Origin of the sequence: Ancylobacter crimeensis, from assembly GCF_023016805.1 — a bacterium.
GTDB classification, from domain to species: domain Bacteria; phylum Pseudomonadota; class Alphaproteobacteria; order Rhizobiales; family Xanthobacteraceae; genus Ancylobacter; species Ancylobacter crimeensis.
The window spans coordinates 1-13936 of sequence record NZ_JALKCH010000008.1 but is presented as its reverse complement, the minus strand read 5'-3'; the positions used below and the strand labels follow the sequence as shown (position 1 = coordinate 13936).

The following is a 13936-nucleotide window of genomic DNA, read 5'->3' as shown; positions in this document are numbered from 1 at the left end:
TTCCTGCCGCCGCCTCCAGGGGTGCCGCGGCCTTTCGACCGACCCGGACCATGCATCATTTCGCCTATCGCAACGGCGTGCTCCACGCCGAGGATGTCGACCTCACCCGCCTCGCCGGCGAGGTCGGCACGCCGCTCTACGTCTATTCCACCGCGACGCTGGAACGGCACTACACCGTCTTCACGCAGGCGTTCTCGGATGTGAAGGCGACGCTCTGCTACGCGCTGAAGGCCAATTCCAACCAGGCGGTGATCGCCACGCTCGCCCGCATGGGCGCGGGCGCCGACATCGTGTCGGGCGGCGAGTTGAAGCGCGCCCTGGCGGCGGGCGTTCCGGGCGGCAAGATCGTGTTCTCCGGCGTCGGCAAGACCCGCGAGGAGATGGCCGCCGCCCTCGATGCCGGCATCCGGTGCTTCAATGTGGAAAGCGAGCCGGAACTCGCCGCGCTGTCCGAGGTCGCGGTCGCCAAGGGGATGACGGCGCCGATCTCGATCCGGGTGAACCCGGATGTGGACGCCAAGACCCACGCCAAGATCTCCACCGGCAAGTCGGAGAACAAGTTCGGCATCCCTGTGTCGCGGGCCCGCGCGGTCTATGCGGCGGCGGCGAAGCTGCCGGGCATCGCCATCACCGGCGTCGACATGCATATCGGCAGCCAGATCACCGATCTCGAGCCCTTCGACAACGCCACCGCGCTGCTCGCCGAACTGGCGCGCGACCTGCTGGCGGCCGGCCATCCGCTCTCCCATCTCGATCTCGGCGGCGGCCTCGGCGTGCCCTATGTCGCCGGCGAGCCGGATCCGCCGCTGCCGAGCGCCTATGCCGCGCTCATCAAGCGGCATACCCACAATCTCGGCCTCGGCCTCGTCTTCGAGGTGGGCCGGCTCATCGTGGCCAATGCCGGCATCCTGGTGACCCGGGTGCTCTATGTGAAGGAAGGCGAGGGCAAGACCTTCGTCATCGTCGACGCGGCGATGAACGATCTGATCCGCCCCACCCTCTACGAGGCCCATCACGAGGTGTTGCCGATCGTCGAGCCGGCGGCCGGGGCGCCGCACATCGTCGCGGACGTGGTCGGCCCGGTGTGCGAGACCGGCGATTATCTGGCGCTCGGCCGCCGCCTGCCGACCCCCAAGCCCGGCGACCTCGTCGCGGTGATGACGGCGGGCGCCTATGGCGCGGTTCAGGCCTCGACCTACAACACCCGCGCGCTGATTCCCGAGGTTCTGGTGCGCGGCGGCGCGCATGCCGTGGTGCGCCCGCGCCTCGACGCGGACGCGCTGATCGCGCTCGACCGCGTGCCGGGCTGGCTGGCGGACTGACGCTGCGCGCCTTCCTTCTGACGATGTTGTGTGCGGCTCTTGCGGGCGGCAAGGGGTGGCGGGCCTGCCGCTGCGTGATAGCGTGGCTGGACGGCGGGGCGCATCGCTTGAATGGAACGCGGCTTGCTTGACCTTTCGGGCTCGCAGCCGGGCGGGCCATTCTGACATCGAGCCGGAGGGCGCAGACGCGTGAACACGCCGGACCCACGAGCTGACGGCATCGGCCCGGACGGGCACCGCATCGGGGCCCCCGACCCGCAAGCGCGGAACGCCGGCGCACGCGGCCCCGATCTGCGCAGCGAGCTGCCGGCCGAGGCCGGGCTGGTGGAACGCACGCTCGACCTCGCTCTGCGCCGGGCCCGCGGTGCGTTGCTGTGGGAACGGGTCTGGCCGGCCATCGTCGCCGCCAGCCTCGCCATCGGCGTTTTCCTGATCCTCTCTTGGTCCGGCGCGTGGCTCGCTGTGCCGCCGCTCGCCCGCATCGTGGGCGTGCTGGCCTGCCTCGTGCTCTTCGCCCTCGCGCTGCGCCCCGCCTTCAAGGTGCGGGTGCCGACCGCACAGGAAGCGCTCGGCCGGCTCGACCGCGAGACGAGGCTGCCGCACCGCCCTGCCACCGCACTGTCCGACCATCTGGCCAGCCGTCCGGACGATCCTGTCGCGGTCGCGCTGTGGCGCGCGCATCTTGCCCGCATGGCGGCGCAGATCGGCGCGCTGCGCGCCGGCATCCCGGCCCCGCGCCTCGCCGCTCTCGACCCTCGGGCGATCCGCGCCCTCGTCGCGCTCGGCGTGGTCGCCACTTTCTTCATGGCGCCCGGCGAGCACTGGCGGCGCATCGCCGGCGCCTTCGACTGGCATGCGGCGCTGCCCCCGGTGCCCTACCGGATCGACGCCTGGGTCACGCCGCCCGCCTACACCGCCCGCCCCCCGGTGATGCTGCCGGGCCTGCGCTCCGACGAGACCGCCGCGCAGAAGGACGCCGCCGCCGCCGATCCCCAGATCCGCGCCGCCGCGCTGTCCGTGCCGGCGGGCAGCGTGCTCATGGTCCGGGTCATCGGGCTGGACGGCACCAAGGTCGATCTCGACGGCGGTCTCGCCCCCGCGCCGGCCGAGACAACGGACCCCGGCGCGGGCCCGCCCGCCCCGCATCCCCCGGCACAGGCCGGCGGCCAGCCGGCCGGGCACGAGCAGCGTTTCGTCATTTCCGGCGACGGCGGCGCCCGCCTCACCGGGCCGGACGGCGACAGCGTGTCCTGGCGCTTCGCCGCGGTGCCGGACCAGCCGCCGCGCATTTCCTTCGCCAAGGATCCGACCGTCTCCGGCCGCACCGGGCTTGGCCTCGCCTACCGGGTCGAGGACGATTACGGCGTGGTGGCCGCGCAGGCCACCTTTGTGCCGGCGCCGACCCCGCGCCCGCTCTATGCGCTGAAGAACGCCGCCGAGCCGCCGGCCGCCCGCCCGCTCTACGACCCGCCGAACTTCGCCTTGCCGCTGCCCTCGCTGCGCACCCGCAACGCCACCGCCCAAACCACCCGCGACTTCACCGAAAGCCCATGGGCCGGCGCGCGAATGAACCTGACGCTGACCGCCCGCGACGAGGCCGGCCAGACCGCGTCGAGCGAGCCGCGCACCATCCTCGTGCCGGCGCGCGGGTTCTCCAATCCGCTGGCACGCGCCCTGATCGAGCAGCGCCGCACGCTGGCGCTCGACGCCGGCGCCCGTCCGCGGGTGCAGGCCGGGCTGGAGGCGCTCGCCATCGCCCCCGCCCGCTTCACCCCCGAGGCCGCGCCCTATATGGGCCTGCGCACCGCCGCCTTCCGGCTCGCCAATGCCCGCAACGACGACGATTTGCGCGGCGTGGTGGACTATCTGTGGGAGGTCGCCATCCGCATCGAGGACGGCGACATGTCCGACGTGGAGAAACAGCTCCGCGCCGCGCAGGACGCGCTCCAGAAGGCGCTGGAGCAGGGCGCGAGCGACCAGGAGATCCAGAAGCTGGCGCAGGACCTGCGCAAGGCGATGGACAATTTCCTCAAAGCGCTCGCCGAGCAGGCCCAGCGCAAAGGCGACACCGCCAGCCAGGGGCCCGATCCCAACACCCGCACGGTGCGCCCGCAGGACCTCAACAAGATGCTCGACCGCATCGAGGACATGGCGAAGAACGGCGCCCGCGATGCCGCCCGGCAGATGCTGAGCGAGTTGCAGAACATGCTGAACGGCCTGCAGGCCGGTCGCCAGCAGCAGCAGCGCCAGCAGGGCCAGAGCCGGATGCAGCAGGCGCTCGGCGAGCTCGGCGACATGATTCGCCAGCAGCAGAAGCTGCGCGACCGCACCTACAAGCAGGGCAACGAGCGCGGCGAGAATCAGGACAAGGCCTATGGCGACCTCAAGCAGAACCAGCAGCAGCTCCGCGACAAGCTGAACGAGCTGAAGCAGAAGATGGAGCAGGCCATGCGCGGCCGTGGCCAGCCGCAGGACGGCAAGGACGGCGCACAGGGTCAGCAGGGACAGGACGGCCAGGAGGGACAGGGCCAGCAAGGTCAGGGCCAGCAGGGTGAAGGCCAACAGGGCCAGCGCGGGCAGGGCGATCCGCTGGGCGAGGCCGGGCAGGCAATGCGCGAGGCCGAGCAGGCGCTCGGCCAGGGCGACGGCACCGGCGCCGCGGACGCCCAGAGCGAGGCCCTGCAGGCCCTGCGCAAGGGCGCCCGCCAGATGGCCGAGGCCATGCAGCAGCAGGGCCCGGGGCAGGGCACAGGCAGCCCCTCCGGCGAGAGCGCGGAACGCACCGACCCGCTCGGCCGCCCGATGCGCTCGCGCGATTACGGCGACGACACCACGGTGAAGGTGCCGGACGAGATGGACATGCAGCGCGCCCGCCGCGTACTGGAGGAACTGCGCCGCCGCTACGGCGAGAACTTCCGCCCGCAGATGGAGCTCGACTATCTCCAGCGGCTGCTGCGGGATTATTGAGCGGTACGGTGCTACGCGCGTGCCGCCTGCAGGGATGCGCGCTGGTCGGCAGCAGACGGAGCGGCGCGGCGCGGCGGCGCACGGACATGAGATGGCGCCCGGCGCCACCAACGGCCGGCATCCTTGCCTCATTACCGCTGTCGAGCCGTGCATCTTCGCCCATGGCATGCCGTCCCGGACGAAGACGCCCGGACCGGCCACGACCCGGTCGCTCGTCTTCCCTCAGGAAGCTCCATGCCGCCCCCCGACGATGCACGGCTTCATGCCGTGAAGAACGGGAAGCCGAATGGCACGGGGCGCGGCGGCGAGAGCCATCCGGTCGCTACTCCTCGTCCGGGATGTAGCCGATGAAGGGGAGCTGCCGGAAGGCGTGGGAGACGTCCATGCCGTAGCCCACCACGAAATAATCGGGGCACTCGAAGCCGACGAAATCGGCCTTGATCTGCACGGCGCGCTTTTCCGGCTTCTCCAGCAGCACGCACACCATCACCCGGCGGGCGCCGCGGGCGGCGAGCAGGTCCTTGGCGAAGGCCAGCGTGCGGCCCGATTCGAGGATGTCGTCGATCAGCAGGACGTCGCGGCCCTTCACCTCGGTCTCGACATCGCGCAGCACCGTCACCTGCCCGGAGGAGGTCCGCGACTTGCGGTAGCTGGATAGGGTGATGAACTCGACCTCCGGCGCCAGCCCGGCATCGTGCAAGGCGCGGATGAGGTCGGCGGCGAAGACGAAGCTGCCCTTCAGCACCGCGATGACGAGCAGTTTCTCGGGCCGGGCGGCAACGATCTCGGCGGCGAGTTCCCTGTTGCGCTCCGCGATCTGCGGCGCATCGAACAGCACCTCGATATGCCGCTTCGTTTCGGTTTCGCTCATCAATTCCTCGCAGGCGATGTCGGACGGGAGCCGCCGTGGGAAAAGCCCCGGCGGCGACGCTGCGCCACCATGCCGGGCGCGCGGCGCGCCGTCCAGCGGGCGGCATCGCAGCCCGGCCCGCCGCCCCGCTTTTTGCCGCATCGCCGCTGCAGTGTGTTAGACGTCACCCGGCAGAATCGCCGCGCGCGTGCCCGCATCCGGCGGGGGTCATGCCGCGGCTCCGCGGGGGCTGGCGAGGGAGACGTCTTGGTCCGGTTCGAAAATGTCGGCCTGCGCTACGGCATGGGTCCCGAGGTGCTGAGGGACGTGACCTTCGGCATCCCGCAGCATTCCTTCCAGTTCCTCACCGGCCCTTCCGGCGCCGGCAAGACCACGCTTTTGCGCCTGCTGTTCCTCTCGCTGAAGCCGACCCGCGGCCTCATCACCATGTTCGACCGCGATGTCGCCTCGCTGGGCCCGGACCAGGTGGCGGCACTGCGCCGGCGCATCGGCATCGTGTTCCAGGACTTCCGCCTGCTCGACCACCTCACCACCTATGAGAACGTCGCCCTGCCGCTGCGCGTGCAGGGCATGGAGGAGGCAAGCTACGCCGCCGAGGTGCGCGAGCTGCTCGGCTGGGTCGGTCTGGGCGAGCACATGCATGTGCTGCCCCCGGTGCTGTCCGGCGGGGAAAAGCAGCGCGCCGCCATCGCCCGCGCGCTGATCTCGCGCCCCGAGATCCTGCTCGCCGACGAGCCCACCGGCAATGTCGATCCGCGCCTCGCCCGCCGGCTGCTGCGGCTCTTCGTCGAGCTGCACAAGACCGGCACCTCGGTGCTGATCGCCACCCACGACATCGCCCTGATGGACCAGTTCGACGCCCGCCGGCTGGTGCTTCAGGATGGACGGCTGCGCATCTATGAGTGAGCGCGGGGACAGGGAAGGCCGCGGCATGAGCACGTCGGGCGGCAGATGGAACGGCGATCGCGCGGCAGAGGGCGCGCAGGACGGCGCGCGCGATCCCATGCGCGGCATCGTCTCCGCCACCACCCCGCTGCTGTCCGAGCGCGGCGCGGACGAGGACGCGGTGCATCTCGCGGTGCTGGACGACGCCGAGACCCGCGAACGGTCGTCCCGCGAGGCCTCCACCCGCCGGCGCACCCCGCGTGAGCCCATCGTGCCGAGCTCTACCATCGCCTCCAGCGCGCTGATCGCGGTGGTGGCGATCATGACCTTCCTCGCCGCCTTCACCATCGGCTCGGTGGCAGCGGTGCGCGGCATGATGAGCGAATGGAGCGCCGACATCGGGCGCGAAACCACCATCCAGATCCGCCCCGCGGACGGCCTCGACATGGACGCCGCGCTGGCGAAGTCGCAGCAGGTGGCGCAGAAGGTGCCCGGCGTCGCCGGCGCCCGCATCATGCCGGCGGCGGAGACCGCGGCGCTGCTGGAACCCTGGCTCGGCGCCGGTCTCGACGTGGCGAGCCTGCCCCTGCCGCGCATGGTGGTGGTCGCGCTCGCGAGTTCGGCAACCGCCGACACCATCACCCAATTGCGCGACGGCCTGTCCAGCGAAGTGCCTTCCGCCAGCCTCGACGACCACCGGCAATGGAGCGACCGGCTGGCCGGAACCGGACGCACCGCAATGATCATCGGGCTGTCGGTGCTGGCTCTCGTCTCGGCGGCGACGGTGCTTTCGGTGGTGTTCGCCACCCGCGCGGCAGTGGCGGCGGCGCGGCCGATCGTGGAAGTGCTGCACTTCGTCGGCGCGCATGACGGCTTCATCGCCGCCGAGTTCCAGCAGCATTTCCTGCATGTCGGGCTCAGGGGCGGCATCATCGGCGGCGTGGCGGCGATGGCGGCCTTCTTCCTGTTCTCGACCCTGCCCGGCTGGCTCGGCGGCGGCGGCGACCAGCCCACCGACACGCTGGTCGGCTCGCTGCACCTGGATCTTTACGGCTATGGCGGCATCGCCGGGGCGGTGGTGATGGTCGCGCTCGTCACGTCGATCACCTCGCGGGTGACGGTGTACCGTACGCTGCGGCGAATCAGCTGATCGTCACGGCAGAAGTGGAAACAGGATTGCGTCAGGCACGCGCGAGAGGCGCACACGCCAGCACAGCCCGTACCGTCCCGGCCTTCCTCCGGCCGGGGCCGGCGTGAGGCCGTGCCATGTCCGTGCCCGGTCCCGACGCCCCCGAACCCGCATCCGCAACCGCTCCGGCCCGCATCCGCACCCGGCCGCGGCGGCGGGTCCGCATCCTGCAACTCCTTGCCCTCTTCGCGGTCATGGGAGTGCTGGCACTGCTGGCCGGCTTCCTCGTCTTCGCCTCGGCGATCCAGATCGAGGAGGTGCCGCTCGCCCGCGACGCCGACGGCATCGTCGTGCTCACCGGTGGCTCGGACCGGCTGGTGGACGCCACCAACCTGCTGACCGAAGGCCGCGGCCGGCGCCTGCTCATCACCGGCGTGCACCGCGACACGACGCTCGGCGAGATCGCCCGCAACGTGCCGGCCGAGGAGACCGCGCTGACCTGCTGCGTCGATATCGGCAAGTCGGCGCTCAACACCCGCGGCAACGCGCTGGAAACCGCCGCCTGGGCGCGGCATCTCGGCTTCCGCTCGCTGATCGTGGTCACCTCGACCTGGCACATGCCGCGCGCGCTGGTGGAGCTGCGCCGCGCCGCGCCCGAGATCGAGATGATCGCCTACCCCGTGGTGTCGCAGAACCTGAAGAACGAGCCGTGGTGGACCAGCCCGGCCTCGCTGCGGCTGCTGGTTCTCGAATATGTGAAGTACCTCGCCGCCAACGCCAAGATCCGCCTGCTGCCGGCGACGACGCAGGAAGAGGCCCGCCGGGCCCAGTAAAAGAGCCGTGAACAGCGCGGGAACGCGGAAAATACGGGAACAAAACCACACGGTTGCGGATTCGGTCAGGCAGAGCCCTCGCGCAACCCGACGCTCAGGCGCCCCGTGTCGCCATTGACGTCCTGTAACCGTGTTCTAGATTTGTTCCCATGATGATGCCAACCGAATCGCTTCTCGACGACGGTCCGCTGGCAGCAGCCGCGGCTACCGGCCTCTCCTCCCGCTTCCGCCTGTGGCGCGGGCCGGACGGGAGGCGGCAGGTCTACTCGGTCTATGCCGCCACCGAGGCGCCGGACTATCCGGGCGCGGTGGCCCTCGCGGTGCGCCGCGAGAAGGACCGCTGCGTGGTGACGTGGGCCGGCCCCTCCGGCGGCGGCGCCCATGAGGCGGCACGGCTTTTCGGGGCCGAGGAAATCCACCTGCGCATCCTGCCGCCCGGCGAGAGCCTGGCACAGGCGCTGCCCGAGATGGAAAGCGGCCCGCTCGCTCCGCTCTGACGGATGGGGAGAGCGAAGCCGGATGCCGGGCCTCACAACCGCTCGGCGATCCAGTCCAGCTCGGGATCGCGAATGCCGAGTTCCGTGAGGTGGTCGCGCGTCGCCCGAACGTAATCCGGGTTCGGCCCGCCATGGCCGTGGCCGCGCCGCACCAGTTCCAGCCGCTTCTCGCGATCGAGCGCCCCCGCATACTGGGTGTGGCCGCGATCGACGAGGAACACCAGCGCCGGCACCTGCCGCGCGCTGCCATCCTTCAGCCAGACCTGCCGCGTCGCCTCGCGATAGATGTTGGTCACCTGCTCGCGCTCGCGCAGATAATCGGTCACCTCCGCCGCCTTTGCCGCCGCCACCCGGAAGGCGACGCCGAGGCAGGCCCCGCCGCGATCGAGCCCCAGCACCAGCCCCGGCTGCTCCGGGGTGCCGCGCCAGTGCACCGACAGAACGCAGAGCGAGCGATGCGCCCCGATCAGCCGCGCCGGCGCGCGCTCCTCGAAATCGAAGCCCGGCTTCCACATCAGCGAGCCATAGCCGAACACCCAGAGATCGTGCGCGGGCGGTGCGAGGGAAGGCGGGGCGTCGGTCGCGGTCATGCCGGGGCTCATGCGGGCGGGGCTCGTGGGAGTGGGGCGCAAGGGGAATCGTGGGCGGCGCGGATGAGCGACAGTCGGGTCGGAACGCGCCCGGATCAAGGCGGGCGGGGCTTTTCCCGAACACATCCGGCTTCGCATCCGGCTTCGTGGGAGGCGCAGGCCCGGGAGAAGCTTCTCGTCCCTGCCGCGTTCGCCAACCCGGCTGCGGCCACCTCCGGCGGGGAACCGGATCGCATACCGAACGGGGAGGGCTGAAAGGATCGCCTCCGGGCGCCGCGCGAACCTTCATCGGCTTAGGCCGCCCGGGCGAATAGGGATGCCCCCTTCCTTCCGCGCCGGCATCGGGTGGCCCCCGGAGTGCCGGTCGCTCACCCCAGGCCGCGGGTCCCAAATCGCGGGTCCCAGGTTCCGGGTCCCAGGTTCCGGGTCCCAGGTTCCGGGTCCCAGGTTCCGGGTCCCAGGTTCCGGGTCCCACGTCGCGCGTCAACGAAAGCTCCCCGACCCGCTCACCGTAAAGCGGCTTCCCACCGGGCGATAAACGGGACGAGGTCCCGGCGCATGAGGACCGGTGGGTCCGCACCGGCCCCCGGGCGTGGCCCGCCCGTTATCTTCGTGCTGCCGCCTCTCGCCCCGCCGTCTGAGCCGGCCCCGGACGTCGCACGCCCGTGTCGGCGGCCTTCGGGCGGAGGAGACCAGGAAAGCCCGGCCACGTCCCCGCCTGCCACCGATGCAGTGGTGCCGACCGGATGACGACGCGCGCGGTTGAGCCGATACTGCGCTGAACGGCCGTCTCGTTCCGGTCTGCCTTCCCTGCGCCTGTCGGCGGGCACGAGACCCAGCGCAAGCCGGCATCGCGCATGGCCCTTCCGGCGGCTCGCGAGGCCGAAACGCATCCCGTAACGATGCACGTCGCAAGCGGGACGAGACAGGAAGCTATCGCCGAGGTGCGAACCCTGTCCCTGTCATCCAGGACCGTCCGGCGCTGGTCCCTCGCGTGACCATCGCAGGCCGATGGGAAGGGAAAGACAGGTGCAGGGCGGGTTGCGGGTCGTCCCACGCATCCCCGCGCCAACCGCTTTCCTGCGCGCCCTCTCGACCGGAAGCGGTCCGCGGTGCTACCGAGCGCGCTCCCGTCGCCTGCTGCGAAGCATGAGCATGTCCGCCGCATCGTCCTCCGCCCCGCCTGCCAGACCCGCGCCTGCGCCAGCCTCCGCTCCCGCGCCGATGGCGGCACTGGATTGGGCGACGCTGCTGCTGCTTTCGGTGATCTGGGGCGGCTCGTTCTTCTTCGCCAAGGTGGCGGTGGTGGAGGTGCCTCCGCTGCTGCTGGTCTTCATCCGCGTCAGCGTGGCGGCGCTGGTGCTGCTCGCGGTGCTGGCAGCGCGCGGCGGGCTGAGGCGCGTCGGCCCGGCGACGATCGGGGCGTTCCTGTTCATGGGGCTGTTCAACAGCGCGGTGCCCTTCACCCTGTTGTTCTGGGCGCAGACCCACATTCAAAGCGGCCTTGCCTCCATCCTCAACGCCACCACGCCGCTCTTCACCTTGCTGGTGGCGCACCTCTTCACCCGCGACGAGAAAATCTCCGGCGGCCGGCTCGCCGGCATCGTGCTCGGTTTCGCCGGCGTGGTGACGATGATCGGCCCGCATCTGCTCGATCAGCTCGGCACCGATCTCCTCGCCCAGCTCGCCTGCATCGGCGCGGCGCTCTCCTATGGTATCACCGCGGTGTTCGGCCGCCGGCTGCGCGGCCTGCCGCCGATGCTGACGGCGGCCGGCCAGCTCTCCGCCGCCAGCCTCATCCTGCTGCCGGCGGTGCTGCTGTTCACCCCGCCCTGGCAGCAGGCGGTGCCCTCGCCGCATGTGGCGGCGGCGACGCTCGGGCTCGCCGTGGTCTCGACCGCCTTCGCCTATATCCTCTATTTCCGCATCCTCGGGCGGAACGGCGCGACCAACATCTCGCTCGTGACGCTGCTGGTGCCGGTCAGCGCGATCCTGCTCGGCGCGCTGGTGCTCGGCGAGCGGCTGAGCACGGAAAGCCTCGCCGGTTTCGGCCTCATCGCCCTCGGGCTCGCCGCGATCGACGGCCGGCCCTGGCGCCGGCTTCGCGGCCGGATGCGGCACCGCTGACGCAAGGTCAGGCCCCTTGCCCGGCCTCGCCGATGTGAGATGCTGCCTCCTCCCGCCGGGAGGACGCCACGATGCTGAACCGCCGCAGCCTGCTCGCGCGCTCTGCCGGCCTGGCCTGTGCCGGACTGCTGGCCGATCGGTTCGCGCCCGTCATCATCGGCGAGGCCCACGCCGCGGATGAGCCCTGCTACCTCTCCGCCGGCGAACTGCTGGCCCGCTTCCGCAGCCGCGAGATCTCGCCGGTCGAGGTTCTGGAGGCGCAGATCCGGCGGATCGAGGCGCTGAACGCCGGGGTCAACTGCATCACCTATCGCCATTTCGACGAGGCCCGCGCCGGCGCGAAGGCGAGCGAGGTCCGCTACCGCGCCGGCGAGCCCCGGCCGCTGGACGGCCTCACCATCGCGGTGAAGGACGAATATGCGGTGAAGGGGTGGGTCACCACCATGGGCACGCTGATGCTGAAGGACGCGCCGCCCGACACCGCCGATCATCCGGTGATCGAGCGGCTGCGCGCCGCCGGCGCGGTGTTCCACATCCAGACCACGGTCCCGGAGCTCTACAGCTGGATGACGACCGCGACCCGGCTGTGGGGCGTCACCCGCAATCCGTGGAACTTCGCCTTCAGCCCCGGCGGCTCGTCGGGCGGGTCGGGCGCGGCGCTGGCAGCGGGCTTCACCACGCTGGCGCTCGGCTCCGACATGGGCGGCTCGATCCGCATCCCCGCCTCGCAATGCGGGCTCTACGGCTTCAAGGCCCCCTTCGGCCGCATCCCGACCAGCGAGGTCCCCTATGAGACCGAGGGCCCGCTGGCGCGCACCTTCGACGACCTGAACCTGCTGACGCAGCACATGGTCGGCCCGCATCCGGCGGTGCATTCCTCGCTGCGCCCGCGGCTCGATTTCCCCGCGAGCTATGACGACATCGCCGGCTGGACGCTCGCCTACGATCCTGGCGCCGGGTTGACGCCGCTCGATCCGGCGGTGACGGCGGCGATCGAGCAGGCGCTGCAGCAGCTCGAAGGGCAGGGGGCGCGGATCGAGCGGGTGGACCTCGGCTTCCGCGCCGGGGACATGCCGGTCTTCCTCGCCGGGCTGTTCTCCACCAGCATGGGCGGCATGCTGGGCGAGGCGGCGGCCCATCGCGAAAAGCTCACACCCTATGTCGCGCAGATGCTGGACGGCGTGAAGGGTCGCCTCGGGCCGCAAGCGCTGGTGGCCGCGGAGGACGTGCTGGCCACCTATCACCGGAGCGTGCAGGAGAAGGTCTTCACCCGCGGCTTCAAGGCCCTCGTCATGCCGACACTGGGCACGCCGCTGATCCCCGCCGCGCACGGCATGGACCCCGCCAGCGACGCAGTGAGGATCGGCGGCACGGCGGTGAAGGGGCTCAGCTTCGCTCTCACCTGGCCGTGGAACCTGCTCGGCCGCTATCCGGTGGTGGCGGCGCCGGCGGGGATGGGGCCACAGAACATGCCGGTCGGGCTGCAGATCGTCGCCGACACGCTGGACGACGTCACCGCCTTCCAGGTCGCCGCCGCCCATGCCCGCGGCGCGCCGCGCTTCTATGCCGGCACGCTGTTCCCGGACTTCCGATCCGGCTGAGATCAGCGCGTCGGGACCGGCTTCTCGCCGCGATAATCGTAGAAGCCACGCTGGGTCTTGCGGCCGAGCCAGCCGGCCTCGACATACTTCACCAGCAGCGGGCAGGGCCGGTACTTCGAATCGGCCAGCCCCTCATGCAGCACCTGCATGATGGAGAGGCACGTATCCAGCCCGATGAAGTCGGCGAGCTGCAGCGGGCCCATCGGGTGGTTGGCGCCGAGCCGCATCGCGGTGTCGATCGCATCCACCGAGCCGACGCCCTCATAGAGCGTGTAGATCGCCTCGTTGATCATCGGCAGCAGGATGCGGTTGACCATGAAGGCGGGGAAGTCCTCCGACACCGCATAGGTCTTGCCGATGCGGGTGACGAATTCCTTCGATGAATCGAAGGTCTCGTCCTCGGTCGCGATGCCGCGCACCAGCTCAACGAGCTGCATCAGCGGCACCGGATTCATGAAGTGAATGCCGATGAAGCGCTCCGGCCGGTCGGTGGTGGAGGCGAGCCGGGTGATGGAGATGGAGGACGTGTTGGTGGCGAGGATCGCCTCCGGCTTCAGATGCGGGCACACTTCGGAGAAGATGCGGCGCTTGACCTCTTCCTTCTCCACCGCCGCCTCGATCACGAGATCGGCATCGTCCAGTCCGGTATAGCTGTCGGCGCCGGAGATCCGGGACAGCGCCCGCTGCTTCTCGTCCTCGTCATACAGGCCCTTGGCGACCTGCCGCACCATATTGCCGTTGATGGTGGCGAGGCCGGCCCTGATGCGGTCCGGCGAGATGTCGTTCAGCACCACGTCGTAGCCGGCGAGCGCGCAGACATGCGCAATACCGTTCCCCATCTGGCCGGCGCCGATGATGCCGATGCGCTTGATCTCGAATGCCATGGTGCCCGCCTGCAATCCTGCTCGCTCGTCCTGATCGTCCGTCCCGGCCGGCGCCGGGGCATCGCCCTGCGCCGACCGTCTTATCATACAGGCCCCTTCATACGGGCCTAATCATGTCATCCTGCCTGCGGTCCGGGGCCGCGCCCCGGAAAGGGACCTGATCCGCCCCAGCCGGAACGCCTCAGCCCTTGGCCTTCCGGATTTCGTCGGTGAGCTGGGGTGCGATCTCG

General features: G+C 70.7%; 11 protein-coding genes. 8 read left to right on the top strand and 3 right to left on the bottom strand.

Annotation, left to right across the window (positions count from 1 at the left end):
* Positions 1-50 precede the first annotated feature (50 nt).
* Complete coding sequence (gene lysA / locus MWN34_RS13100) at positions 51-1322, top strand: diaminopimelate decarboxylase (RefSeq protein WP_247029749.1); 1272 nt, start codon at positions 51-53, stop codon at positions 1320-1322.
* Positions 1323-1511: 189 nt separating this feature from the next.
* The gene (locus MWN34_RS13095; RefSeq protein ID WP_247029748.1) at positions 1512-4289 is read left to right on the top strand and encodes a TIGR02302 family protein; all 2778 of its coding nucleotides are present in this window, start codon (positions 1512-1514) and stop codon (positions 4287-4289) included.
* 322 nt (positions 4290-4611) lie between these two features.
* Here the strand turns inward: MWN34_RS13095 and hpt are convergent, their stop codons facing one another.
* Complete coding sequence (gene hpt / locus MWN34_RS13090; protein WP_247029747.1) at positions 4612-5160, bottom strand: hypoxanthine phosphoribosyltransferase; 549 nt, start codon at positions 5158-5160, stop codon at positions 4612-4614.
* Between the two features lie 246 nt (positions 5161-5406).
* Here hpt and ftsE point away from each other — a divergent pair, with 246 nt between their 5' ends.
* The 4 genes from ftsE (at position 5407) to MWN34_RS13070 (ending at position 8504) form a co-directional block, all read left to right on the top strand.
* Positions 5407-6066, top strand: coding sequence for a cell division ATP-binding protein FtsE (gene ftsE, locus MWN34_RS13085; protein WP_247029746.1), 660 nt, complete (start codon positions 5407-5409; stop codon positions 6064-6066).
* A gap of 25 nt (positions 6067-6091) precedes the next feature.
* Positions 6092-7195: a cell division protein FtsX gene (locus MWN34_RS13080; protein ID WP_247029745.1), complete on the top strand. Its 1104-nt coding sequence runs from the start codon at positions 6092-6094 to the stop codon at positions 7193-7195.
* Positions 7196-7311: 116 nt separating this feature from the next.
* On the top strand, positions 7312-8007 hold the full coding sequence (locus tag MWN34_RS13075; RefSeq protein ID WP_247029744.1) for a YdcF family protein: 696 nt from the start codon (positions 7312-7314) through the stop codon (positions 8005-8007).
* A gap of 149 nt (positions 8008-8156) precedes the next feature.
* Complete coding sequence (locus tag MWN34_RS13070; protein ID WP_247029743.1) at positions 8157-8504, top strand: hypothetical protein; 348 nt, start codon at positions 8157-8159, stop codon at positions 8502-8504.
* A 32-nt stretch (positions 8505-8536) separates the two neighbouring features.
* Here MWN34_RS13070 and MWN34_RS13065 read toward each other — a convergent pair whose 3' ends face one another.
* Positions 8537-9094: a gamma-glutamylcyclotransferase gene (locus tag MWN34_RS13065; RefSeq protein ID WP_247029742.1), complete on the bottom strand. Its 558-nt coding sequence runs from the start codon at positions 9092-9094 to the stop codon at positions 8537-8539.
* 1155 nt (positions 9095-10249) lie between these two features.
* Between MWN34_RS13065 and MWN34_RS13060 the strand changes: the two genes are divergently transcribed.
* Both MWN34_RS13060 and MWN34_RS13055 read left to right on the top strand, forming a co-directional pair.
* Positions 10250-11221 carry a DMT family transporter gene (locus MWN34_RS13060; RefSeq protein WP_425532110.1) on the top strand — a complete coding sequence of 324 codons (972 nt, stop codon included), beginning with the start codon at positions 10250-10252 and terminating at the stop codon, positions 11219-11221.
* A 71-nt stretch (positions 11222-11292) separates the two neighbouring features.
* Positions 11293-12822, top strand: a complete 1530-nt coding sequence (locus MWN34_RS13055) for an amidase (protein ID WP_247029741.1) — start codon at positions 11293-11295, stop codon at positions 12820-12822.
* Positions 12823-12824: 2 nt separating this feature from the next.
* Here the strand turns inward: MWN34_RS13055 and MWN34_RS13050 are convergent, their stop codons facing one another.
* A complete protein-coding gene (locus tag MWN34_RS13050) occupies positions 12825-13706 on the bottom strand; it encodes a 3-hydroxybutyryl-CoA dehydrogenase (RefSeq protein WP_247029740.1) in 882 nt (293 codons plus the stop codon).
* Positions 13707-13936: the final 230 nt, after the last annotated feature.

Excerpts from the sequence above, each read along its gene's own strand:
- lysA (WP_247029749.1), top strand. The coding sequence starts at position 51 with ATGCATCATTTCGCCTATCGCAACGGCGTGCTCCACGCCGAGGATGTC.
- hpt (WP_247029747.1), bottom strand. The coding sequence starts at position 5,160 with ATGAGCGAAACCGAAACGAAGCGGCATATCGAGGTGCTGTTCGATGCG.
- MWN34_RS13080 (WP_247029745.1), top strand. The coding sequence starts at position 6,092 with ATGAGCACGTCGGGCGGCAGATGGAACGGCGATCGCGCGGCAGAGGGC.
- MWN34_RS13075 (WP_247029744.1), top strand. The coding sequence starts at position 7,312 with ATGTCCGTGCCCGGTCCCGACGCCCCCGAACCCGCATCCGCAACCGCT.
- MWN34_RS13070 (WP_247029743.1), top strand. The coding sequence starts at position 8,157 with ATGATGATGCCAACCGAATCGCTTCTCGACGACGGTCCGCTGGCAGCA.
- MWN34_RS13065 (WP_247029742.1), bottom strand. The coding sequence starts at position 9,094 with ATGACCGCGACCGACGCCCCGCCTTCCCTCGCACCGCCCGCGCACGAT.
- MWN34_RS13060 (WP_425532110.1), top strand. The coding sequence starts at position 10,250 with ATGTCCGCCGCATCGTCCTCCGCCCCGCCTGCCAGACCCGCGCCTGCG.
- MWN34_RS13055 (WP_247029741.1), top strand. The coding sequence starts at position 11,293 with ATGCTGAACCGCCGCAGCCTGCTCGCGCGCTCTGCCGGCCTGGCCTGT.
- MWN34_RS13050 (WP_247029740.1), bottom strand. The coding sequence starts at position 13,706 with ATGGCATTCGAGATCAAGCGCATCGGCATCATCGGCGCCGGCCAGATG.